At 67.1% G+C, this 23,114-nt stretch carries 21 protein-coding genes, 1 tRNA gene and 1 riboswitch; of the genes, 10 read left to right on the forward strand and 12 right to left on the reverse strand.

The features are described from left to right. Positions 1-7: 7 nt before the first annotated feature. The 4 genes from Q0309_RS05215 (at position 8) to Q0309_RS05230 (ending at position 5,091) form a co-directional block, all read left to right on the forward strand. Positions 8-289, forward strand: coding sequence for a DUF2160 family membrane protein (locus Q0309_RS05215; protein ID WP_299438180.1), 282 nt, complete (start codon positions 8-10; stop codon positions 287-289). A 295-nt stretch (positions 290-584) separates the two neighbouring features. Then, a complete protein-coding gene (locus Q0309_RS05220; protein WP_299438182.1) occupies positions 585-1,178 on the forward strand; it encodes an NUDIX hydrolase in 594 nt (197 codons plus the stop codon). Positions 1,179-1,243: 65 nt separating this feature from the next. Continuing rightward, positions 1,244-2,242, forward strand: coding sequence for an SLAC1 anion channel family protein (locus tag Q0309_RS05225; protein WP_299438184.1), 999 nt, complete (start codon positions 1,244-1,246; stop codon positions 2,240-2,242). A 131-nt stretch (positions 2,243-2,373) separates the two neighbouring features. Continuing rightward, the gene (locus tag Q0309_RS05230) at positions 2,374-5,091 is read left to right on the forward strand and encodes a GNAT family N-acetyltransferase (protein ID WP_299438186.1); all 2,718 of its coding nucleotides are present in this window, start codon (positions 2,374-2,376) and stop codon (positions 5,089-5,091) included. A 71-nt stretch (positions 5,092-5,162) separates the two neighbouring features. On the opposite strand, the gene Q0309_RS05235 is transcribed toward Q0309_RS05230, so the two are convergent. The 3 genes from Q0309_RS05235 to Q0309_RS05245 form a co-directional block, all read right to left on the reverse strand. Beyond that, positions 5,163-5,239: transfer RNA gene (locus Q0309_RS05235), tRNA-Arg, on the reverse strand. Positions 5,240-5,601: 362 nt separating this feature from the next. Then, a complete protein-coding gene (locus Q0309_RS05240; protein WP_299438188.1) occupies positions 5,602-6,534 on the reverse strand; it encodes an aldo/keto reductase in 933 nt (310 codons plus the stop codon). After that, on the reverse strand, positions 6,531-7,292 hold the full coding sequence (locus Q0309_RS05245; protein ID WP_299438190.1) for a 3-deoxy-manno-octulosonate cytidylyltransferase: 762 nt from the start codon (positions 7,290-7,292) through the stop codon (positions 6,531-6,533). Before Q0309_RS05245 ends, Q0309_RS05240 begins: the two co-directional genes overlap by 4 nt. 150 nt (positions 7,293-7,442) lie before the next feature. After that, a riboswitch (glycine riboswitch) is annotated at positions 7,443-7,554 on the forward strand. 235 nt (positions 7,555-7,789) lie between these two features. Here Q0309_RS05245 and gcvT point away from each other — a divergent pair. From gcvT to Q0309_RS05270, 5 genes are all read left to right on the forward strand, one after another. Continuing rightward, a complete protein-coding gene (gcvT, locus tag Q0309_RS05250) occupies positions 7,790-8,908 on the forward strand; it encodes a glycine cleavage system aminomethyltransferase GcvT (RefSeq protein WP_299438192.1) in 1,119 nt (372 codons plus the stop codon). Between the two features lie 92 nt (positions 8,909-9,000). After that, positions 9,001-9,378 carry a glycine cleavage system protein GcvH gene (gene gcvH / locus Q0309_RS05255; protein WP_299438194.1) on the forward strand — a complete coding sequence of 126 codons (378 nt, stop codon included), beginning with the start codon at positions 9,001-9,003 and terminating at the stop codon, positions 9,376-9,378. A 239-nt stretch (positions 9,379-9,617) separates the two neighbouring features. Next, positions 9,618-10,970, forward strand: a complete 1,353-nt coding sequence (gene gcvPA / locus Q0309_RS05260) for an aminomethyl-transferring glycine dehydrogenase subunit GcvPA (RefSeq protein ID WP_299438196.1) — start codon at positions 9,618-9,620, stop codon at positions 10,968-10,970. Continuing rightward, positions 10,967-12,484: an aminomethyl-transferring glycine dehydrogenase subunit GcvPB gene (gcvPB, locus tag Q0309_RS05265; RefSeq protein WP_299438198.1), complete on the forward strand. Its 1,518-nt coding sequence runs from the start codon at positions 10,967-10,969 to the stop codon at positions 12,482-12,484. Before gcvPA ends, gcvPB begins: the two co-directional genes overlap by 4 nt. 105 nt (positions 12,485-12,589) lie before the next feature. After that, the gene (locus tag Q0309_RS05270) at positions 12,590-13,186 is read left to right on the forward strand and encodes a hypothetical protein (RefSeq protein ID WP_299438200.1); all 597 of its coding nucleotides are present in this window, start codon (positions 12,590-12,592) and stop codon (positions 13,184-13,186) included. A 166-nt stretch (positions 13,187-13,352) separates the two neighbouring features. Here Q0309_RS05270 and Q0309_RS05275 read toward each other — a convergent pair whose 3' ends face one another. The 5 genes from Q0309_RS05275 to hisS all read right to left on the reverse strand — a co-directional run bounded on the left by Q0309_RS05275 (position 13,353) and on the right by hisS (position 17,987). Beyond that, positions 13,353-13,982, reverse strand: a complete 630-nt coding sequence (locus Q0309_RS05275; RefSeq protein ID WP_299438203.1) for a hypothetical protein — start codon at positions 13,980-13,982, stop codon at positions 13,353-13,355. A gap of 3 nt (positions 13,983-13,985) precedes the next feature. Further along, entirely contained in the window at positions 13,986-14,210 is a 225-nt protein-coding gene (locus Q0309_RS05280; protein ID WP_299438205.1) for a DUF2188 domain-containing protein, read from the reverse strand. A gap of 122 nt (positions 14,211-14,332) precedes the next feature. Then, positions 14,333-15,394 carry a peptide chain release factor 1 gene (gene prfA / locus Q0309_RS05285; RefSeq protein ID WP_299438207.1) on the reverse strand — a complete coding sequence of 354 codons (1,062 nt, stop codon included), beginning with the start codon at positions 15,392-15,394 and terminating at the stop codon, positions 14,333-14,335. Continuing rightward, positions 15,391-16,746: a glutamyl-tRNA reductase gene (hemA, locus tag Q0309_RS05290; RefSeq protein ID WP_299438208.1), complete on the reverse strand. Its 1,356-nt coding sequence runs from the start codon at positions 16,744-16,746 to the stop codon at positions 15,391-15,393. The genes prfA and hemA overlap by 4 nt, the downstream gene beginning before the upstream one ends. After that, positions 16,743-17,987 carry a histidine--tRNA ligase gene (gene hisS / locus Q0309_RS05295; protein WP_299438209.1) on the reverse strand — a complete coding sequence of 415 codons (1,245 nt, stop codon included), beginning with the start codon at positions 17,985-17,987 and terminating at the stop codon, positions 16,743-16,745. Before hisS ends, hemA begins: the two co-directional genes overlap by 4 nt. Before the next feature lie 207 nt (positions 17,988-18,194). Here hisS and Q0309_RS05300 point away from each other — a divergent pair, with 207 nt between their 5' ends. Further along, a complete protein-coding gene (locus Q0309_RS05300) occupies positions 18,195-18,494 on the forward strand; it encodes a DUF1778 domain-containing protein (RefSeq protein ID WP_299438211.1) in 300 nt (99 codons plus the stop codon). 107 nt (positions 18,495-18,601) lie between these two features. Here the strand turns inward: Q0309_RS05300 and Q0309_RS05305 are convergent, their stop codons facing one another. From Q0309_RS05305 to ispG, 4 genes are all read right to left on the reverse strand, one after another. Beyond that, a complete protein-coding gene (locus Q0309_RS05305) occupies positions 18,602-19,243 on the reverse strand; it encodes a DUF3226 domain-containing protein (protein ID WP_299438212.1) in 642 nt (213 codons plus the stop codon). Then, a complete protein-coding gene (locus Q0309_RS05310) occupies positions 19,240-20,409 on the reverse strand; it encodes an AAA family ATPase (protein ID WP_299438213.1) in 1,170 nt (389 codons plus the stop codon). The genes Q0309_RS05305 and Q0309_RS05310 overlap by 4 nt, the downstream gene beginning before the upstream one ends. A 336-nt stretch (positions 20,410-20,745) precedes the next feature. Further along, positions 20,746-21,357 (reverse strand): LysE family translocator, encoded by a 612-nt coding sequence (locus Q0309_RS05315; RefSeq protein WP_299438215.1) that lies wholly within the window; start codon positions 21,355-21,357, stop codon positions 20,746-20,748. Positions 21,358-21,938: 581 nt separating this feature from the next. Beyond that, on the reverse strand, positions 21,939-23,078 hold the full coding sequence (ispG, locus tag Q0309_RS05320; protein WP_299438216.1) for a flavodoxin-dependent (E)-4-hydroxy-3-methylbut-2-enyl-diphosphate synthase: 1,140 nt from the start codon (positions 23,076-23,078) through the stop codon (positions 21,939-21,941). Between the last annotated feature and the right edge of the window lie 36 nt (positions 23,079-23,114).

Consider the following 23,114-nt stretch of genomic DNA (forward strand, 5'->3'; position numbering starts at 1 on the left):
GCCTGCCGTGGGACTGAGCTGGATGGCCTGGACGTGGCCGACCGCCGCCTTCTTTCTGTTCATCGCCGCCGCCATCGCCACGATGGGCGTGTGGGAGTATTTCGTCCCCGGCGGCGCGCCACGCCGGGGGGCGTTCGGCCTCGACACCACACGTGGCGACCGTCTGTTCATCACCCTCGTCGGCAGCGCGTTCATCTTTCTCGGATGGCTCGGGCTTTTCGGTACGCCGCTGTGGGGCGGGCTGGCGATCGCCCTGGCGTGGGCCGGGTTCGTGTTCTGGAAAGTCTAGGGCGGATCGCGGCCCAGTCGTCCCGCCGCATAGGCCCAATGGCCTGCTTCAGTCCGCGCTTTGCTCGGAGGACTGTGTCTCGGGCGCCTCCCGGACCCGGCGACCCCGCGTCTCTGGGCGTCGGGTGGCGGTTGGATCGACGGGCCGACGCGAGGTGGGGCGCGGCAATGTCCGTCTGGATCGCACGGAGACGGGGCTATTGCGCTCCGTCAAGTCGCCGCCCCGATCCAGCCGGTAGATTGGGCCGATGCGGCAGCCGACCGCACCGCGCCACGTCTTGCCGGAAGATCGAACCATGACGCGTGAGCCCGACCACAATCCCTGGACCACCCTGTCCAGCGACCGGGTTTACGAGAACCCGTGGATTCAGGTGACCGAGCATCAGGTGCTGACGCCGGCCGGCTCCCCCGGGATCTACGGAGTCGTGCACTTCCGCAACCTGTCGGTCTGTGTCCTGCCGGTGGACGCGGACGGCACGGTGACGTTGGTCGGCCAGTTCCGCTACCCGTTGCAGGCCTGGAGCTGGGAACTGCCCGAGGGTGGGTGTCCGCTGGGCACCGATCCACTTGACACCGCCTGCCGCGAGTTGCGCGAGGAAACCGGCCTGATCGCCGGCCACTGGGCCGAGGTGCTGCGGCTGCACCTGTCGAACTGCGTCAGCGACGAGGCGGGCGTGTCATTCCTGGCCTGGGATCTGACCCCCGGCCCCAGCGAGCCCGAGGACACCGAAAAGCTGGAAGTGCGCCGCGTGCCCTTCGCCGAGGCCGTGCGCATGGCGGAGACCGGCGCCATCACCGATGCGCACAGCATCGCGACGCTGTTCCGGGTGCGCCTGATGGCGCTGGCCGGGAGCCTGCCCGAGCCGGTGGCCACGCGGCTTGCATATTAGGTCAATCAAATATACAGAGCGCGTGTCCGCGCGAAACACCGCGCAGCAAAGGAGGAGGGGCTTCCATGTCCGAAAGAGTCGGGTCCGCCACGCCGGACCACGCAGAGAAGGTCGGCTCGAACTGGCTGATGCACGTTCCCATCCCCCTGTTCGCTCTGGTGATGGGCACGGCCGGCCTGGGGATCACGTGGCGCAAGGCGCATCACGTGCTGGGGGTTCCGGCCCTCGTGGGCGAGATCGTGCTGGGCGTGGCGGCCGCGGCTTTCGTGGCCATCGCCATCCTGTACGCCTTCAAGTGGGTGATGCACGCCGGCGAGGTGAAGGCCGAGTTCAATCACCCGGTTCGGTCGAGCTTCTTCCCGGCGGTCTCGATCAGCCTGCTGCTGCTGTCCCTGGCGGCCGAGCCCTATTCGCACAACGCCATGTCCTGGCTGTGGGCGGTCGGCGCGGCGCTCCACCTCGTGTTCACGCTGCGCCTGATCAGCCGCTGGATCGTGCACAATCAACAGATCAATCATTCCAACCCCGCTTGGTTCATCCCGGTGGTCGGCAACGTGCTGGTGCCCTTGAGCGGCGCGCGGCTGGGCTATGATGAAATTTCATGGTTCTTCTTCGCCATCGGCATGGTGTTCTGGATCCTGCTGTTCACGATCGTCTTCTACCGGATCGTGTTCCATGACCAGTTGCCGGCGAAGTTCATCCCGACGCTGTTCATCCTGATCGCGCCGCCGGCCATCGGATTCCTGTCCTATGTGGCCCTGAATGGCGGCGTCGTGGACGGTTTTGCCCGCGTGTTGGTCTATTTCGCCCTGTTCATCACGCTTCTGAACGCCACACTGGTCCGGCAGTTCCTGCGCGTGCCGTTTTTCGTCTCCTGGTGGGCCTATACCTTCCCCATGGCGGCGGTTTCCGTGGCGGCGATGGAGTTCCATCACCTCAATGGCTATGACGAGATGTCGGTCATCTGCTGGACCCTTGTGAGCGTGACGACCGTGGTGATCGTCACGGTGTTCCTGCGGACGCTGGTCGCGTTGGTTCAGGGCAAGCTGTTCGTACCGGATTGAGTGAGCCAATCCCTGATCCCGCGCGTAGGGAAGGGGCGAGGCGGCGCGCCGGTTGATCTTGCAGTGCAGCGAAAAACGCGTACCCTCGGCGCACCGTTCCGGCAACCAGGCCCAGCGTCAGGGGAATCATCATGAGCACACGCAATCTGGACCGCCTCTTCGCCCCCACGTCGGTCGCGGTGATTGGCGCCTCCAACCGCCCCAAGACGGTGGGGGCGCTGGTGATGCGCAACCTGCTGATGGGCGGGTTTCAGGGCCCCATCATGCCCGTCCATCCGAAGGACAAGGCGATCGCCGGTGTGCTCGCCTATCCCGACGTGGCGTCGCTGCCGGTGACCCCGGACATGGCCGTGGTGTGCGTGCCGCCAAAGGCCGTGCCCGGCGTCGTCGAGGCCCTGGGCGACCGCGGTGTCCGGGCGGCCATCATCATCACCGCCGGCCTGGGCCAGGTGAAGGACGACGAGGGCCGCACCGCCCAGGAACGGATGCTGGAGAACGCCGGCCGCTATGGAATGCGCCTGTTGGGGCCGAACTGCGTCGGCCTGCTGGTGCCGGGCGTCAACCTCAACGCCAGCTTCCTGCACGAGCCGGCGAAGCCGGGCAAGGTGGCCTTCGTCAGCCAGTCGGGCGCCTTGTGCACGGCGGTGCTGGACTGGGCGACGCCGCGCGGCATCGGCTTTTCGCACTTCATCTCGCTGGGCGACAACCTGGACGTCGATTTCGGCGACACCATCGACTACCTGGGCACGCATCCGGACGTCCGCGCCATCCTGCTGTACATCGAGGCCGTGCGCGACGCCCGCAAGTTCATGTCGGCCGCCCGCGCCGCGTCCCGCAACAAGCCGGTGCTAGCCATCAAATCCGGCCGCGTCGCCGAGGGCGCCAAGGCGGCGGCCTCGCACACCGGCGCCCTGGCCGGCGCCGATCACATCTACGATGCCGCCTTCCGCCGCGCCGGTGTCCTGCGCGTGTACAACCTGGAAGAACTGTTCCAGGCGGTGGAAACCGTCGCCCACCAGCGTCGTCTGCACGGCGAGCGACTGGCGATCATGACCAACGGCGGCGGCATCGGCGTGATGGCGGTCGATGACCTGATCGACATGGGCGGCACTATGGCCAATCTGTCGGACGAGACCGTGGGCAAGCTCGACTCGGTGTTGCCGCCGACATGGTCACGCGCCAACCCCATCGACATCATCGGTGACGCGCCGGGCAAGCGCTATACGGACTCGATGGAGATTCTGTTCCAGGCGCCGGAGGTGGACTCGGTGCTGGTCATGCACGCCCCGACCGCCGTCAGCAGCCCGGACGAGATCGCCCAAAGCGTCATCGACCTGACCGCCAAGAACAAGAAGGCGCACATCACCACCTGCTTCGTCGGCGAGGGGGCCGTCGCCAACGCGCGGCGCATGTTCGCCCAGGCGTCGATCCCCAGCTACGATACGCCCGACCAGGCGGTGCGGGCCTTCATGCACACGGTGACCTTCGCCCGTAACCGCAAGATGTTGATGGAGACGCCGCCGTCGCTGCCGGTGGAGTTCACGCCGGCGGCGACCACGGCCCGCCTGGTCATCGAGGGGGCGATGTCCAAGGGCCACGTCGTGATGACCGAGCCCGACGCCAAGGCGGTGTTCGCGGCGTACGGGATCCCGACGGTCGAGACGCACATCGCGCGCGGTCCCGACGAGGCCGCCGAGGTGGCCGAGCGCATGGGCTGCCCGGTGGTGGTCAAGATCCTGTCGCCCGACATCACCCACAAGTCGGACGTCGGCGGCGTTGTGCTCAACCTGAACACGCCGGAAGAAACGCGCCACGCGGCCCAGGGCATTCTGGACCGCGTCAGTCAGGTCTTTCCGGACGCCAACATCGACGGCTTCACGGTGCAGAAGATGATGCGCCGGCCGGGCGCGCACGAGTTGATCATCGGCGTGACCACGGACCCGGTGTTCGGCTTGGTGATCCTGTTCGGCGAGGGCGGCACGGCCGTCGAGGTGATCGCCGACCGCGCCGTGACGCTGCCACCGCTGAACATGAACCTGGCCCGCAACCTGATCGTGAACACGCGCATCTACAAACGGCTCCAGGGCTACCGCGACCGGCCGGCGGCGGACCTGGACGCCATTTGCTTGACCCTCATCAAGGTGGCGCAACTGGCCATCGACGTCCCGGAAATCGTCGAGTTGGACATCAACCCGCTGTTCGCCGACAGCCGCGGCGTGCTGGCCGTCGATGCCCGCATCAAGCTGGACGCGACGCAGAAGAAGGGACCGCACCGGCTGGCCATCCGTGCCTATCCCAAGGACCTGGAGGAGTGGTTCACCATGGCCAGTGGCCATCGGGTGCTGCTGCGCCCGATCCGGCCGGAGGACGAACCCAAGCACTACGAGTTCGTCTCGCGCCTGACGCCCGAGGACATCCGCTTCCGTTTCTTCGGTCTCGTCAAGGAACTGCCACACGACCAGATGGCCCGCCTCACACAGATCGACTACGAGCGCGAAATGGCCTTCATCGCCCGCGCCGACCTCGACAGGGACGGCGAGGAGGAAACCCTGGGCGTGGTGCGCACGGTCACCGATTCCAACAACGAGCGCACCGAGTTCTCGATCGTCGTGCGTTCCGACCTGAAGGGCTCGGGTCTGGGTGTGGCGCTGCTGGAGAAGATGATCCGCTACAGCCGCGCGCGCGGCACCCGGCAGATGATCGGCCAGGTGCTGAAGGACAACACGCGGATGCTGCACTTCTGCGAGAACCTGGGCTTCCGCCGCGTCGGCATGGTCGAGGAGGACGTGGTCGAACTGGTGCTCGACCTGCAGGAGGTGCCGGAGCGCTCGGCCCACGATCCGGTGTAGGGACCGGCGGCTGGGCAGGGCGCGGCCCCGGTGGCCCGTCCGCCCGTCCGCCCGCCGATGGTGGGCGGGCGTGGCGACCCCGGCAGGGCTTGAACCTGCAACCCCCGGTTTAGGAAACCGGTGCTCTATCCAGTTGAGCTACGGGGCCGTGACCATGGCCTGGCTGGCGGCGGTGCCAGATAGGCACCGCCCGATAGCCGGGCGCGCAAGAGCGCTGATTACCAGATCGGCCCCGCCCTGACCACCCCCGCCGCAGGGCAATCGGGTGAATGCGCCTTTGGCCAAATACGAAACGTCGTAGAGACGTCGTAGGGCGGGTTCGCGCCAAAGGCGCAACCCGCCGCATCGCCGCCACACGGCGGATTGCCCCGCTTCGCGGGCTTTTCGTCGGGCGGTATCACCCGATTGCCCTGCGCAACCGGTGCCGGCCTGGTCTCCCGCGAACGGAAAGCGCCTGCGGATTTTCTCGATTAGGTTGCGCGCAGGCCACCCGCAAAACGGTCCATGATCTTACAGTCCATGCACCCGCGCCACGGCCGCCCGCACGGTGTCGGGCAGCGGCAGGTGGGCCGCCTCGGTCAGCGCGGTGACGTGGGCCGGCGTGGTGGTGCCGAACACGGCGGAGGCCACGCCGGGCTGTTCCAGCACCCAGGCCAGCGCCAGCTCCGCCGGGGTCCAGCCGGGCGCCCGCAACGCCGGCCGCAGCGCCCGCGCCCGCAGCAGCGGCCCCGGCCCGTGGCGCACTGCGCGGGCGAGGTACCACAGGCCGCTCGGCCGCGTCAGCCAGCGGGCCAGCGGCGGGGCGAAGGCCATGCGGGCCAGCGGTCCGGCCACCAGCACGCCCTGTCCGGTCTCCGCCGCCGCCCTGACCAGCGCCGCGTTGCCCGGCTCCATCACCGACAGGAAGGGCATCAGCACATCGAACGGCGCCAAGCCCGTGGCGTGACGGATCACCGGCGCGAAGCCGTTGATGCCCAGCAGGTCGACCACTCCGTCGTCGCGCAGGCGCTCCAGCGCGGACAGCAACTCCTCGGTCAGGTCGTCCGGCTCCGGGCCGTGCAATTGCAGCAGGGCGATACGCTCCAGCCCCAGGCGTTCCAGGCTGGCCCGGACCTGGGCCGTCACCGACTCGGGGCGGAAATCCTTGACCAGCCGTCCCCGCCGGTCGGCCACGGTGCCGACCTTGGTGCCGATCACCAGCGCGTCGGGATCGGCCCCCAACTCGCGCAGCAGTCGCCCCAACCGCACCTCGGCATGGCCATGGGCGTACGAGGCCCCGGTGTCGTACAGGGTGATGCCGGCCTCCAACGCCGCCGCCAGCACCGCGCGGGCGCGCGCCTCTGGGAACCGCGGCTTGGCCCAGTAGCTGGCGCAGCCCAGGCCGAGCGCCGAGACCGTGCGGCCACTGCGCCCCAAGGGCCGCTGCGCCAGCCGCGCCGTCACGACGCGCCCGCCCCCAGCAGCCGGCGCGCCGTCTCCAGATCCTGGGGCGTGTCCACGCCCAAGGGCACCGTGTCCACCAGAACGGCGTCGATGCGCATCCCCGCCTCGAGCGCGCGCAACTGCTCCAGGCGCTCGCGGCGTTCCAGCACCGTGGGCGGCTGGGCCACGAATCGGGCCAGGGCGGCGCGGCGATAGGCATACAGGCCGATGTGATGGTAGTGCGGCCCCTCGCCCCAGGGCACCGGCAGGCGGCTGAAGTACAGGGCGCGACCGACGCGCCGGCCGGGGCCGAGGCCGACGGCAGCCTTGACCACGCCCGGGTCGGCGATCTCGGCGGGATCGGTGATGCGCGCCACCGGGGTGGCGATGTCCACCGCCGGATCGGCCATGGGTGCCAGCACATCGCGCAGCAGCACCGGATCCAGGGTCGGCAGGTCGGCCTGAAGGTTGATGATCAGATCATGCCGGCCGTCCGGGTCGGCGGACTGAACGGCCGCCCACACCCGATCCGATCCCGAGGGCAGGTCCGGGTCCGTCATAACCGTCCGGGCGCCGGCGCGGCTGGCGGCGCGGGCCACCTCTTCCTCGCAGCAGGCGACGACCACGGGACCGACGTGGGCGTCCAGGGCGCGCGCGACCACGTGGGCGATCATCGGCTCCCCCGCGATGTCGGCCATCGGCTTGCCCGGCAGGCGGGTGGAGGCCATGCGGGCGGGCAGGACGATCAGGGGCGGGGCGGAGCGCGTTCTGGGGGCCAAGGCGGCCTCTTTTCTGCAGGGGAGGACCGGTGGAAATCCGGGCCAATGCCGCCCTTGTTGCACACACCGCGCCCGCTGGGAAGGACGGTGGTCGGCCATTGCCCGGTTGACCTTGCCCCGCGCATGTCTATTCTTTGCGGTCGAACCCGGATCGACCGCGTGGGAGAGACCGGCCCGTTGTCCCCAGTGGCGGACACGGCGGCCGGCGCCGAAGGAGCAACCGCCCCCGGAAACTCTCAGGCAAAAGGACCGCGCGGTCGCGGGGCCTCTGGAAAGCGGGCGGGCGCCATGAGCGCGCGCCTCACCGAAGATGAAAGCCGTCGCCCCCAGGGCATCCCATGGCGTGGCGGTCAATCTTTCAGGTTCCGAGACAGAGGGGGGCAGCACCATCGCCGGTGTCCGCGCGGGGAGTCGCGGTGGATCGGGCGGTGGCCGAGGCCCCTCGGGTCGTCCCCGCCCGCGCGCGAGGGAGGCCCCCAGATCAAGGAACCCGCGCCATGGCCGAGTCCCCCTCTGCCGAGACGCCGCTGCGCACCGTGCCGTTGGACGCCCTGCACCGCGAACTGGGCGCGCGCATGGTGCCCTTCGCCGGCTATGCCATGCCGGTGCAGTATCCCGCCGGCGTGCTGGCCGAGCACACCCACACCCGCGCCAAGGCCGGTCTGTTCGACGTCTCGCATATGGGGCAGGTGCGGCTGACCGGCGCCGACCCGGCGGCGGCGCTGGAACGGTTGGTGCCGGGCGCCATCCGCGCCCTGAAGCCGGGACGGCAGCGCTACACCCTGTTCACCAACGACGCCGGCGGCATCCTTGATGATCTGATGGTGGCCAACGCCGGCGACCATCTATTCGCGGTGCTCAACGCTGCCCGCAAGGAGGCCGACGTCGACCACCTGCGCACGCACCTGCCGGAGGTCGAGGTCACCGTGCTGGAGGATCACGCCCTTTTGGCGCTGCAGGGTCCGGCGGCGGCCGGTGTGCTGGCCGCGCTGGCGCCCGAGGTGGCCGACATGCGCTTCATGGACGCCCGCGCGGTCGAGCTGATGGGGGCGCCGTGCTTCGTCACCCGCTCCGGCTATACCGGCGAGGACGGCTATGAGATCAGCGTTCCGGCCGAGGCCGCCGAGCGGCTGGCCCGCACTCTGCTGGAGCACGAAGACGTGGCCCCGGCCGGGCTGGGGGCGCGCGATTCGTTGCGCCTGGAGGCCGGCTTGTGCTTGTACGGGTCGGACATCACCGAAAGCACCTCGCCCATCGAGGCCGATCTGGCCTGGACCATCGGCAAGACACGACGCGAGGCCGGCGACTTCCCCGGCGCCCGAACCATCCTGGAGCAGCTTCGGGGCGGTCCGCCCAGCCGCCGGGTGGGCCTGCGCCCCGAGGGGCGCGCGCCGGCCCGCGCCGGCACCGAGGTGATCGACGCCGACGGGACCGCCGTGGGGATGGTCACCAGCGGCGGCTACGGCCCCACGGTCGGTGGGCCGGTCGCCATGGGGTATGTGCCGCCCTGGCTGGCGAAGCCGGGCACCCGCGTTGCCTTGCGGGTGCGGGGCAAGGACCTGCCCGCCCAGGTCGTGGCGCTGCCGTTCACGCCGCCGCGCCAATTCAGGGGCTAGTTGCAGGGGGAGGCGCGGCGTGACTCGCCGCGCTCACGCCACACCATCCCGTCCATTCATTCCATCGTGCTGATTTTGGGGGACCATCCATCATGACGACGCTCTACTACACCGAGGACCATGAATGGCTCGCCGTGAACGGCGAGACCGCCACCGTGGGCATCACCGACTATGCCCAGAAGCAGCTGGGCGACATCGTCTTCGTCGAGGTGCCCGAGGAGGGCAAGACCCTGGCCAAGGGCGACGAGGCGGCGGTGATCGAATCGGTCAAGGCCGCCAGCGAGGTCTATGCGCCCGCCTCCGGTACCGTCACCGAGGGCAACGAGGCCCTGGCCGACGCCCCGGGCACGGTCAACGACGACCCCATGGGCGACGGTTGGTTCTTCAAGATGACGCTGGAGGACACCGGCGAACTCGACGACCTGATGGACCAGGAGGCCTACGACGCCTTTGTGGCAGGGCTGGAGTAACACCGGCGGCCTGTGAGCGCGACCCATGCGGACCGTTGTCGGGTGCGTTCGACCGCCTCCCCGGCGCCGGCCCAGCGGCGCCAAGACATCGACGGACTGCGCTTCGCCGCCGGCTTTGGCGCGAGCCCGAGGGCCGGCCCGGCGCAAGACCCCACCGCGCCCCTCCCCATGTAATGGGGGAGGTCGCGAGGGGGGTCTGGTTTCTGTGTGCGAGTTGAACGACGCGAGGACCCCGCCCCATGCGCTATTTGCCCCTGACCGACGACGACCGCCGCGCCATGCTGGCGCGCATCGGCGCCGCGTCGATGGACGACCTGTTCCGCGATGTTCCGGCCGAGGCCCTGACCGGCGTCCGCTTTGACGACCTGCCCGATCACGCCACCGAAATGGCGGTGGAGCGTGACCTGGCGGCCCTGGCGGCGCGCAACAGCCCGGCCGGCGCGGGACCGTGCTTCCTGGGCGCCGGGGCCTATCGCCATCATGTGCCGGCGACCGTGGACCATCTGATCCAGAGGGGCGAGTTCCTGACCGCCTATACGCCCTATCAGCCTGAGGTCAGCCAGGGCACGTTGCAGACCTTGTACGAGTTCCAGACCCAGGTGGCGCTGATCACCGGCATGGAGGTGGCCAACGCCTCCATGTACGACGCCGCCACGGGAGTTGCCGAGGCGGCGGCCATGGCCAGCCGTGTCACCCGGCGCAAGCGGGTGCTGGTGGCCGGCGGGGTGCATCCGCACTATGCCGACACCACCGCCAGCTTCCTGCGCTACACCGACATCGACGTCGAGGTGCTGGACCCCGACCCCATGGGCATCGCCGATCTGATCGGCCGCCTGAACGAGGGGCTGGCCTGCCTGGTGGTGCAGAACCCGGACTTTTTTGGCCGCTTGTCCGATCTGTCGGCGCTGGCCCAGGCCTGCCACGCCGAGGGCGTGCTGCTGGTGGTGGCCGTGGCCGAGCCGGTGTCGCTGGGCCTGGTCACGCCGCCGGGCGCGATGGGCGCCGATATCGTCGTCGCCGAGGGCCACGCCCTCGGCAGCCCGCTGAACTTCGGCGGCCCGGGCGTCGGCCTGTTCGCGAGCCGCAAGAAGTTCGTGCGCCACATGCCGGGCCGGCTGGCCGGGGAGACGGTGGACGAGGACGGCCGGCGCGGCTGGGTGCTGACCCTGTCCACCCGCGAGCAGCATATCCGGCGCGAGAAGGCGACCTCGAACATCTGCACCAACAGCGGCCTGGTGGCGCTGGCCTGGACCATCCACATGACACTGCTGGGCGAGGCCGGCTTCACGCGGCTGGCGCGCCTGAACCACATGAAGGCGGTCGAGCTGGTCGGGCTGCTGGAGACGGTCCCGGGCCTGACGGTGGTCACACCCACGTTCTTCAACGAGGTGCTGGTGCGCCTGCCCGGGCAGGACGCGGCCGGCATTGTCGACGCATTGGCGGAACGGGGCATCCTGGCCGGGGTGCCGCTGTCGCGCTTCTGGCCCACCTATCCCGAACTGGCGGACGGCCTGCTGGTCTGCGCCACGGAGACGACCGAGCGGGACGACATGGAGGCGCTGGCGCGCGCCCTGACGGAGGTTCTGGCATGACCGATCGCGGCACCCCCACCCTGACCGGCAACCGCGGCCTGCGCATTGAGGAACCGCTGATCTTCGAGCAGGGCCACCCCGGCAAGACCGGCGTCGACCTGCCGGAGCCACCCGATATGCCGGACCGCCTGGGCGGGTTGGCGCGCACGGGACCGATCGGCCTGCCCGGCCTGAGCGAGCCCGAGGTGGTGCGCCACTACACGCGCCTGTCGCAGAAGAATTACGCCATCGATGCCGGGTTCTATCCGCTCGGCTCGTGCACCATGAAGCACAACCCGCGCCTGAACGAACGCATGGCGCGGCTGCCCGGGTTCGCCGATCTGCACCCGTTCCAGCCGGAGTCGACCGTGCAGGGGGCGCTGGCGGTCATGCACCGGCTGTCGGACTGGCTGCTCGGCCTGACCGGGATGCAGGCGGTGGCGCTGTCGCCCGCCGCCGGCGCGCACGGCGAACTGTGCGGGATGCAGGCCATCCGCGCGGCCCTGGACGCGCGCGGCGCGGGCGAGCGGCGGATCGTGCTGGTGCCGGATTCGGCGCACGGCACCAACCCGGCGACGGCGGCGCTGTGCGGCTTCAAGGTGCGCGGCGTGCCGGGGGACGCGCGCGGGCGGGTCGATCTGGACGCCTTCCGAGAGGCGCTGGACGACGGTGTTGCCGGGGTGATGCTGACCAACCCCAACACCTGCGGCCTGTTCGAAAACGACATCATGGACTTGGCGACGGCGGTGCACGAGGCCGGCGCGTACTTCTATTTGGACGGCGCCAACTTCAACGCCATCGTCGGCCGAGTGAAGATCGCCGACCTGGGCGTCGATGCCATGCACATCAACCTGCACAAGACGTTCTCGACGCCGCACGGCGGCGGCGGCCCGGGCGCCGGGCCGACCGTGCTGAGCGCCGCTTTGGCGCCGTTCGCGCCACTGCCGCACGTGGTCGCCGACGGCGCCGGCTATCGGCTGATCGAGCACGTCGAGGGCGAAATGCAGCCGTTCGGTCGCATGAAGGGCTTCCATGGCCAGTTCGGCGTGTTCGTGCGCGCCCTGTCCTATGTGATGAGCATGGGCGCGGACGGGCTGCGCCAGGCGTCGGGCGATGCGGTGCTGAACGCCAACTACCTGCTGGCGCGCCTGGGCGAGACGCTGACGCCGTCGTTCGCGGGGCCTTGTATGCACGAGGCCCTGTTCGACGACCGCTTCCTGAAGGGCTCCGGCGTGTCCACGCTCGACTTCGCCAAGGCGATGATCGACGAGGGCTTCCACCCGATGACCATGTACTTCCCGCTGGTGGTGCATGGGGCCATGCTGATGGAGCCGACCGAGACCGAAAGCCGGGACAGCCTGGACGCCTTCTGCGACGCCGTGCTGGCGCTGGCGGACCGGGCGCGGTCCGGCGATGCCGCGTTCTTCACCGAGGCGCCCCGCCACACGCCGCGCCGCCGCCTGGACGAGACGCGGGCGGCGCGCCAGCCGGTGCTGCGCTGGGAACCACCGGAGCCGGCCAAGGCGGCGGAGTGATCCTGCCCGTAGGACCCGCTGGCAAGTCCGGGCATGATGTGGTGTGGCCGCCGGAAGGACGGTCCGGTCCGGTCGTCGTCCCACAGACCATTTGGGAGGCTCGCTATGCCGAGACGGTTTCGACGCACCTTTCTCGTCTGCACGGCCCTGGCTTTGTGCATCGGCTCGGCGCCGGCCGGGGCGCAACAGGTCGAGGACCCGCGCACCGTGGTCACGCTGCCCGCACCCGTCGCCGAGGCGTTCCGGGCCGAGATGCACGGCCACATGCGTTCGCTGGACGATGTCCTGTACGAACTGGCGGACGGCAACTACGAGGCGGCCGCCAACATCGCCGACATCCATTGGGACTTCGGCCATCGCGTCTGGGAGGCGCTGGAGGAGCAGGGCCTCAGCCCTGATGAGATCGCCCAGCGCAAGGCCGAGATGCGCGCGGCCATGGAGGCGGCCGGAATGCCCATGGGCCAGGGCATGGGCATGGGACAGGGCCGGGGCATGGGCTTCGGCCGGTTCATGCCGGACGCCTTCCGCACCATGGGCCAGGGCTTCCACGCGGCCGGTCAGCGGTTCGCGAAACAGGCGCGGGCCATGGGCGACAGCCCCGACGCCGCAGCCGTCACGGCGCTGCTGTCCAACCTGCAAGAGGTCACGGGATACTGCCGCGCCTGTCACGATACGTTCCGCATCGTGGCCGAGGCGGAGTAGGGCTGTCTGCCGGACACGCGACGCCAGCTTGAACGAATAATCGAGCCGGCGCACATGGTGCCGCGCGCCCTGAAGAGGCGCTGCGGCGAGAAAAACAAAGACTCATTGCGACCGGTCCGTCGCTGCGATCACGAAGCCGATCAGTCAATGCTATTGTCGGCCTGTATCAGGTAGGTTGCCCCAAGTCCATCCACTGGCACATTGCCTCCAGCAGTTCTCGCACCGGAGCATCACGGATGTCGTCCTCGGAGAACCCAAGCGCCATCTGCTGTTTCCAGTGCCACTCCTGAAAATCCTCGTATGCGCCGAGGATCCGTTCGGCACCGGGCGCGGTGGTTCCCGCTTCGCTGACAAGCCAGTTCCGAACCTTGCGAACCGCCACGCCATACTGCCCCTGGTGCGCCTGAATATCACATCCAGCCAAGTCGGAGATGGCCGCCTGATAGCGGTATTTCTGCTCCTCAAGGATCAAAAAGCGTTTCATGCCTCGTCCGTTGCCGCAATAAAGGCGACAGCCATAGTCCAGGCCCAGTTCGAAGGGCATGTTCAGGCGATAATGTTCGCCAACGCTTGCGGCTTGACAGCGGCTCAGGTCGTGGATGGAAAACCGGGATGTTTCAATCAAGCCCAGAATCTTGGCGAGACGCATCTCGCCCGAGTCCGAGCGTTCCGTCGCCAGTCTGGGAACGTAGCCCAGGTACGTCACGCAGAACAGTATGGCCCGCAAAAGGGGCGCGTAGGCGTCATCAAAAGGCGCATTAATGAAAACACAGTGGTCGAAGGATGGCCCCGCCACCGGTCAACCCTTGCGCGCGGATGCGTCTCCGTTGAACGAGAGTCGCTCCCGGATCAGGCCGTCCGTACCATGGATGTAAAGCTCGCTTTTGTCGCGCCGCGCCAGTTCCCGGCCCCGTTCGACGGCTTGTTCACGGGTGTCGAACAGCTTGGAGGCCCGCGCCGCGCCGGTGCGCCGAACGCTCCACTTGCTACCCCTCGGCGCCACATGATGGGCTTTCGCCGTCATTCTCCACGACCTTTCCTGATCACATCGCGTTTGCCTCGCGAGTATAGCCGAAGGACGGGCGGGCGCCAATGGGGGGCACAAATGCCGGCAGCCTGTTGCGCAAATCTGGCTGCAACGCCCCCTCACCCCACTTCCGCCAACTTCGCCGCCTGATCCTCGGCGATCAGGGGGTCGATGACGTCGTCCAGGGCCTCGCCGGCGATCACCTTGTCGAGATTGTAGAGCGTCAGGTTGATGCGGTGGTCGGTCACCCGGCCCTGTGGGAAGTTGTAGGTGCGGATGCGTTCCGAGCGGTCGCCGGAGCCCACCTGGCTCTTGCGCGTATCGGCGCGTTCCTGGTCGGCGGCGCGGCGCTGTTCGTCGTACATCTTGGCCAGCAGCATCTTCATCGCCTTGTCGCGGTTCTTGTGCTGGCTCTTCTCCTCCTGGCAGGCGGCGACGATGCCCGTGGGGATGTGGGTGATGCGCACCGCCGAGTCGGTGGTGTTGACGTGCTGGCCGCCGGCGCCCTGGGAGCGGAAGGTGTCCACGCGCAGGTCCTTGTCCTCGACGTGGACGTCCACGGCCTGGGCCTCCGGCAGCACGGCGACGGTGGCGGCGGAGGTGTGGATCCGCCCGCCGGCCTCGGTCACCGGGACGCGCTGCACCCGGTGCACGCCGCTTTCGTACTTCAGGCGGGCGAAGACGTTGCGGCCGGAGACGGTGGCGATGGCCTCCTTCAGGCCGCCGATGGGGGTGTCGGTGGCCTCCATGACCTCGAAGCGCCAGCCCTGTGACGCGGCGTAGCGCTCGTACATGCGGAACAGTTCGCCGGCGAACAGGGCGGCCTCGTCGCCGCCGGTGCCGGCGCGAACCTCCAGGATGGCGTTGCGCTCGTCGGCCTCATCCTTCGGCAACAGCATGACCTTGACCGCGCGCTCGCGCTCCGGCACCTCTTCTCGCAAACGCCCGACCTCCTCCTCGGCCAGTTCGCGCATGTCCGGATCGCCGAGCATCGCCTCGGCGTCCTCCAGGTCGGCGCGCGCCTGCCGCAGGGCGGCGATGGCCTCGACCACCGGGGTCAGGTCGGAGAGTTCCTTGGACAGGCGGGGGATGTCCTGGGCGTCAAGGTCGGAGCCCGACAGCAGCGCCCCCAGTTCCTCGTGCCGCGACACCACGCGGCTCAGTTTCTCGTCCAGGCTCATGTTGGGTCTTCGTTGTCTGTTGGATGATCGGGAATGGGGATGGCGCCCGGCGCCGCGGCACCGGACAGGCGGAACAGGCGGCGGGTGACGTTCTCCGCGTGGCGCAGGTTTTCCGGCGGGCCGGCGGTGAGGCGGCGCAGTTCCTCCGACGGGGTGTGCAACAGCCGGCCGATCAACAAGCGCGTCGCCTTGGCGGCGTCGTCGCCGGCCTCGGCCAACACGCGGTTGCGCTCCTCCTCGAAGCGGGCGTGGAGTTGCGTGATCACCGGCGCCGCCGCCCGCTCCACCCGGCCTTGCTGGTACCGCCCCACCTCGTCGCGCACGATGCGCCACGCCGCCTCGGCCTCGGCCTCGCGATGCGCGCGGCCTTCCATGGCGATGCCTTCCAGGTCATCCAGATCATACAGGAAGGCGTTGTCCACCTTGTTCACCGCCGGCTCGACGTCGCCCGGCACGGCCACGTCGGCGATGAACACCGGCTTGCGCCGCCGTCTCTTGGCCGACTGCCGGGCGGCATCCTCGCCCAGGATGTGCTCGCGACCGCCGTAGCAGGAAATGACGATGTCGGCGGCCACCAGGTCGTCGATCAGCGCCTCGGCCGTGCTGACCTGCGCGTTCAGCCGGCGCGCGACCGCCTCGGCCCGGCTGCGGCGACGGCCGCGCACCACCAGGCGCTCCAGGCCGTGCGCCTGAAAGGACTCGGCCAGCAACTCGCCCATCTCGCCGGTGCCCAGCAGCAGGGCCGCGCAGCCGTCCAGATCGCCGTGCAGGTCGCGCGCCACCTGCACCGCCGCCGACGCCACCGACACCGGCCCCTCGGCGATGTGGGTTTCGGTGCGCACCCGCTTGGCGCAGGCGAAGGCGGATTGCAGCAGGCGTTCGAGTTCCGCCCCCACCATGCCGGCGGCGCGGGCGGTGGAGTACCCGGCCTTGACCTGACGCAGCACGTGCGGCTCGCCGATCACCTGGCTGTCGAGCGACGCGGCCACGGCGAAGCAGTGCCGGGCGGCGTCGGCGCCCCGATGCACGTAGCCCTGGTTCCGCAGCATGGACGGCGAGACCTCGCCATGCTCGGCCAGGGCGACCAGGGCGGCCTCGGCGGTGGCGTCGGCCACCTCCGACTGCGGGGCCTGGGCGATGATCTCGACCCGGTCGCAGGTGGACAGCACCACCGCCTGGGTCAGGCCGTTGGCGCGCAGGTGGCCCAGGAAGGCGGGGATGGCCTCGTCCTCCAGCGTCACCTGATCGCGCAGGGCCATGGAACTGGAATGGTGGTTCACGCCCACGATCACCAGGCTGCCCAGCGCCGCCTCCCCGGGGCCCTCGGGGCTGTCGCCCGGGGGCGTCGTCACCGGAACCGGTCCAGCGCTCCCTCCAGCGCATCGAGGGGCACGCGCGCCTGCTCGCCGCTGTCCAGGTCGCGGACAGTGGCCTCGCCGGCCGCCAGTTCCTCGTCGCCCAGGATGATGGCGGCGCGGGCGCCCACCTTGTTGGCCCGCTTCATGCGCTTGCCCATGTTGCCGCCATACCCCAGGTCGACGACATGACCGGCGCGGCGCAGGCGGTCGGTGAGCGTGAGGGCGAGCGCCTCCGCCTCGGCCCCCGCCGGGATCACGGCAAAGGGGCGCGGCGCCGGCGGCGGGTCGGCCAGCAGCATGGACAGGCGCTCGACCCCCGCCGCCCAGCCGACGCCGGGGGTGGGTGGGCCGCCCATCTGCTTGACCAGCCCGTCATAGCGGCCGCCGGCCAGCACCGTGCCCTGGGCGCCCAGTTGGGTGGTGGTGAACTCGAACGCCGTGTGGGTGTAGTAGTCGAGCCCGCGCACCAACCGGGGACTGATCTCGACCGGGATGTTCAGCGCGGCGAGGCCCTCCCGCACGCGGGCGAAGAAGTCGCGCGACGCGTCGTTGAGGTGATCGGCCAGCACGGGCGCGTCGGCCACCACGGCGCGGTCGCCCTCGTCTTTTGAGTCGAGAATGCGCATGGGGTTGCGCTCCAGCCGGGCGAGGCTGTCCTCGGACAGTTTGTCCTTATGCCCCTGGAGGTAGGCGACCAGGGCCTCGCGGTAGACGGCGCGGCTGTCCAGGTCGCCCAGGGTGTTCAGTTCCACCGTCACCGTGCCGCCCAGGCCCAGGGCTTCGAGAATATGATAGCCGCAGGTGATGACCTCGATGTCGGCGGCCGGCCCCTCGACCCCCAGGATCTCGATGCCGACCTGGTGGAACTGGCGCAGGCGGCCCTTCTGCGGCCGTTCATACCGGAACATGGGGCCGCGATAGAACGCCTTGACCGGCACGCTCTGGGCCAGCCCGCCGGAGATGAAGGCGCGCACGATGGCCGCCGTGCCCTCGGGTCGCAGGGTCAGGCTCTCGCCGCCCCGGTCCTCGAAGGTGTACATCTCCTTGGTGACGATGTCCGACGTGTCGCCCAGGGTGCGCTTGAAGACCTCGGTGAACTCGAAGATGGGCGTGACGATCTCGCCGAAGCCGAAGCGGCGGGCGACGTCGAACGCGCGGTCCTCGACGGCGCGGTGGACACGGGCGGCGTCGGGCAGCAGGTCGTGGGTCCCGCGCACGGGTTGCAGGGCGGCCATGGGGGTCCTTCAGGAGACGGGACAACGGGAAACGGGATCACGCCACGGACCGGTGAGGCCCGTGGTGCCGCCCCCGTCATATTCAGGCCGGACCCGTTTTGCAACGGTGTGAGGCATTTGGAGGGACGATCCGTCCGCCGGCCGAAAGCGTATTGACATTGCCCTCACAGCCAACATCTCCTGGAGCATGGTGTGACGGAGGCCATCATGTCCCATCTTCCCCCCGCCGCGCGGTCTCGGCCGCCGCGCGACGTCTCCATCAACCTGCGTGCCAGCCAGGGGCAACGCGCGCTGATCGACCAGGCCGCCGAGGCCCTGGGCAAGACACGCTCGGAGTTCATGCTGGACAGCGCCTGCCGGGACGCGGAAACCGTCCTGCAGGACCGTAAGCTGTTCACCCTCGTCGAAGACCGCTTCCAGGCTTTCCTGGATGCCCTTGACGCGCCGCCGCAGGACAACCCCGCGCTGCGCCGGTTGCTGACGGAAAAGGCCCCCTGGGACCGATGACGACGGACCTGTCCGCCGTCACGGTACCCGATCAATTGTGCGCCTTCGCGATCACGGCCATACAACTACAAGAAACTCGCATTCGCACAACAAATGCAGCCAAAAAATTACGCAGAATGATTCGTACCTTCGGTCAAAAACACTCGCTCAACCCATTTCAAGAAATCGGGCACCTTCCCCCGATCCGGGTTGAGATATTTTTTCCGAATTGCCAAGCCCATAGGCGTCCCGGGATCTTCTTGCCAAGCCAACCACGTATGAATTTCTGCCTTGGATTGATGTGCGTCTTTGAACAAACGCAAATCATTCGACATGCCATTGATGCAGGTTCTCGCATAGTTAAAAAGCTCGTCTCCATCAGGAATCAACAAGCAAACAAAGTCCTCCAGCATGCCTTGAGTAACATTGTCCGGCATCAGCCAAATACCAATCCTTGGCTTTCCTTCTCGCAAAACAACGGCGCCATGTGATTGCGGTTCGTCCGGAATCTCAGGGTAGTCATGTTTTCTCAACACATCCTTGATGCTAATCCAGCGCCCCTCGGGACTAACATCTGCGTCCAAAATAACTCCAATCGCTTGAGTAGTGCTTCCCTTCAAACGAACGCCTAAGTCTCTTAGAACCCCACTATCTGACCCACATTTCTCAACTGAAAAAGATACAGGAATTGAGTGAGCTTCAAACAAATTCCAGAAAACATGCTGGTCGTCATTGCCTTCGACCAATAAAACATTCGAATTATCGTTCATCTCACCTCTATCTCCTTTTCTACGACTAAATTCAGCTCATCAGGTTCGAAAGAAACCCCAGAAATAACGCCATTCACACCTTCGAGGCGAATCAACGATGCGTCTTCGGCATCGAGGCCTGAGGCTGCCGCCTCAAAACCTCTAATACAGTCAAGGCTGTGTGTCGTTGCAAAAACCTGAACATTTAGATCTTGACTCTGCTTCAATATCAAAGCCCAGAGATCTTTCATGACGGAGTAGTGAACACCATTTTCAACTTCGTCAATCAAAAGAAAGCCGTTCCTGGCGGCCGCGAGTGAGACAGCGATCCCAAATAGATGGTTGACACCCTCACCAAGGCTGCGCAGCGGGACAGGCATTGCGTGTCGCCCAATCTTGACCAAAGCAAAACGGCCGTACGAACGCAAACGATCTCGAGGAGATCCAACAAAAGCTACCCTCTCCAGATCCTTGCAGATTAAGCGCAACGCTTCGTACACAATGTCTTCTTCCTCACGTAGCGCAATCTTATCCCAAAGAAGTGAGACATAGTCGGAGCCGAGGCCTTCAGCAGGAACGAACTGGAATCCTGGGTGCGCATCAGAGTCTACTGAACGAAGTCTCCGGAAGTTCTCAATTCTACCAAATGACACCAGACGTTCACGTTCTCCATATTGGATGGATAGTCCAGGATAGGCACGTCCAGAAAATTCAGCATCTTCTTCGGTCATAATCCGACGCGCTCTAAGAACTCTACCACCTTCTGCCTCGTCGATCTCATCTATAATTTGACAATGTTTAACTGTAAGAGTTTGTGTAACTGTATGAGTTTCTTGGAAAAAACCTTCTATATACTTGCCTTCAATTGAAAAGCTCGGACACGCTTCCGCTAGGTCTGGGCGACCATAAAAAAGAGATTCATAAGAAAAACCTTCCGCGCTACCAGAATCCGCGTCCGCATCCGATCGCGTGTCCAGAGAAATCTCGCCCCTATTTACCAGTAAGTCGCGGATGCGGGCGGGCGATCCCTCAGCAGAAAATATACTAATTGCCTCCAAGAGCGACGTTTTTCCTAAGCTATTTTTTCCGACTACCAAGTTCACTCGAGATAGATTTTTGAGTTCTAGGCGTTCAAAGGGCCTAAAACCAAACACATTTAGGCCGGTCAGATGTGTCTTTTTCATCATAGCAAGCAGTACAGTTTAATCGCTGTGAGCCGCGCAGCCCTACTCGGTGCCAAGTTCTATGTTCCCAAAGCAGCATGACGGGATTGCAGCAGATTTCCAAGCTCGTTTTTTTAACGCTGCACAAATGTCGTGCCAATGCCAAACGCAGCCCGTCGTCCGAAGGGCGTTCCCGCCGAAGGCGTAAGCCGCCGCGATCGGCGCCACGGACGGTGCCAACCCACCCTACACATTGTCTCCCATCGGCTCGGCCGCTCGCCCGTCACTCCGGCCGGGTGCCGCCCCCGTCATATTCAGACCGGACCCGATTTGCAACGGTGTGAGGGGTGCGCGTCGCTGCTACCGATCCGCCAGCGCCAGCCGCAGCCCCAGCAGGCCGAACGCCCCGGCGAAGCCGCGCCGCATCCAGCGCATGACCTCTGGCCGTGAGATGACGTGGCGCCGGGTGGCCGAGGCGAACGCGCCGTAGCCGACGAAGACGATGAATGTCAGCAGCATGAACACCCCCGCCAGCCACAGCATGACGAGCGTCGGCGCGGTCGTTCCGGCTGGCACGAACTGCGGCAGGAAAGCCAGGAAGAACAGCGACAGCTTCGGGTTCAGGATGTTCAGGAGGATACCGTCGCGCACGATCCGGCCGGCCGGAGCCGGGGCGCGCTCGCCTTTGACCTCCAGCGCGCCGCCCTCGCGCAGCACACTCCAGGCCATGTACAGCAGGTAGCAGACGCCCAGGTACTTGATGACCATGAACGCCATGGCGCTGGTGTGCAGCAGCGCGGCCAGACCGGCGATGCTGGCGGCGATGTGCGGGACGATCCCGAACGTACAGCCGACCGCCGCCCAGACGCTGGCGCGCCAGCCTCGCCCGAGTCCGCAGGCCAGCGTGTACAGAACGCCGGTGCCCGGCAGCAGGATGACGACCATCGACGTGATCAGGAATTCGGGGGTCATGGCGGTATCCTCACACTGGGTTCGCTGGGTCCATGTCGCGCGATGCCGGGCAACGGTCTGCTCGGGTTGGGAAGGGGCGGCACACCGTCCCCGGCACGGCTATCGTATCACACGTTTCCGCCGAAGCGACGGCTCTTCGCTCGCGAGGCGATGTGACACGTCATTGCGAACCCTCGTCGCAAGACGAGGGTGAAGCAATCCAGGGCACAAGACGCAAGTATCCGCCCTGGATTGCTTCGTCGCTACGCTCCTCGCAATGACAAGAGGGAGTAAAGATGTGTGAATCGTATAGCCATTTCATGGGGAGGGGGTCCGGCCTGCACCCATTTTACGGCCTGCCCTCCACCCCACCGGAAGGTGCCTGCCTGACACCTCCCCCATTTATGGGGGAGGTTGGGAGGGGGTTCAGGCGGAAAACAGCGGCTTTGGATGTGTGTGACTCAGAGATCGCCGGCACGGGGAGGGTCGAGGTGGGATTCGTCGTCTTCATGGTCTCGGCTCACCGAAGCGACGCCACACCCCAGAGAGTAGTCGCTTACGCTCCTCGCAATGACGTTTCTCGTTTCAGGCCAACGCCCAAACTACTCCGCCGCCGTCTTTTCCGCCGCCTTGGCGGCCTCGATCTCGGCGGCCTTCTTCTCCACCAGTTCGACGATGTGGTCGATCATCTGCGGGTTGTTGATGTTGTGATCCGGAACGCCCGCAATGTAGACCTTGTTGGCCGAGCCCTCGTTGGCCATCGTGCCGCCGCCGGTCAGGCCGATATCCGTCTCGCGCGCCTCGCCCGGGCCGTTGACCACGCAGCCGATGATGGACAGCGAGATGGGTGTGGCGATATGGGCCAGCCGCTCTTCCAGGACGGCAACGGTCTTGATGACGTCGAAGCCTTGCCGGGCGCAGGACGGGCAGGAGACGATGCGCACGCCCCGGTGGCGCAGGTCCAGGCTCTTGAGGATATCGAAGCCGACCTTGATCTCCTCGACCGGATCGGCGGACAGCGACACGCGGATGGTGTCGCCGATCCCCTGCTTCAGCAGCCAGCCGATGCCGATGGAGGATTTGACAGTGCCGACGCGGGTCCCGCCGGCCTCGGTGATGCCCAGGTGCAGCGGATAGTCGCAGGCCTCGGCCAGCGCCTCGTAGGCGGCGATGGCCAGGTAGACGTCGGACGCCTTGACCGAGATCTTGAACTCGCGGAAATCGTTGTCTTCCAGCAGCTTGGCGTGCTCCAGGGCACTTTCGACCATGGCCTCGGGGTTGGGCTCGCCGTACTTCTCCAGCAGGTGCTTGTCCAGCGAGCCGGCGTTGACGCCGATGCGCATGGAGCAGCCGTGGTCCTTGGCGGCGCGGACCACCTCGCGCACGCGCTCCTGCGACCCGATATTGCCGGGGTTGATGCGCAGGCAGGCGGCGCCGGCCTCGGCGGCCTCGATGGCCCGCTTGTAGTGGAAGTGGATGTCGGCGACGATTGGCACGCTGACCTGCTTGACGATCTCCTTCAGGCCGGCCGTGGCCTCCTCGTCAGGGCAGGAGACGCGGACGATATCGGCGCCGGCCTCCTCCAGGCGTTTGATCTGGGCCACCGTCGCCGCCACATCGGCGGTGATGGTGTTGGTCATCGATTGCACGGTGACGGGGGCGTCGCCGCCCACCGGCACCGGTCCGACGAAAATCTTGCGGCTCTTGCGACGCGTGATGTCGCGGTAGGGGCGAACGGACATGGGACCCCCTCGGTCGTGGTCCGACAAGTACGGACG

It is taken from the genome of uncultured Rhodospira sp., assembly GCF_937138205.1.
Classification (GTDB): domain Bacteria; phylum Pseudomonadota; class Alphaproteobacteria; order Rhodospirillales; family Rhodospirillaceae; genus Rhodospira.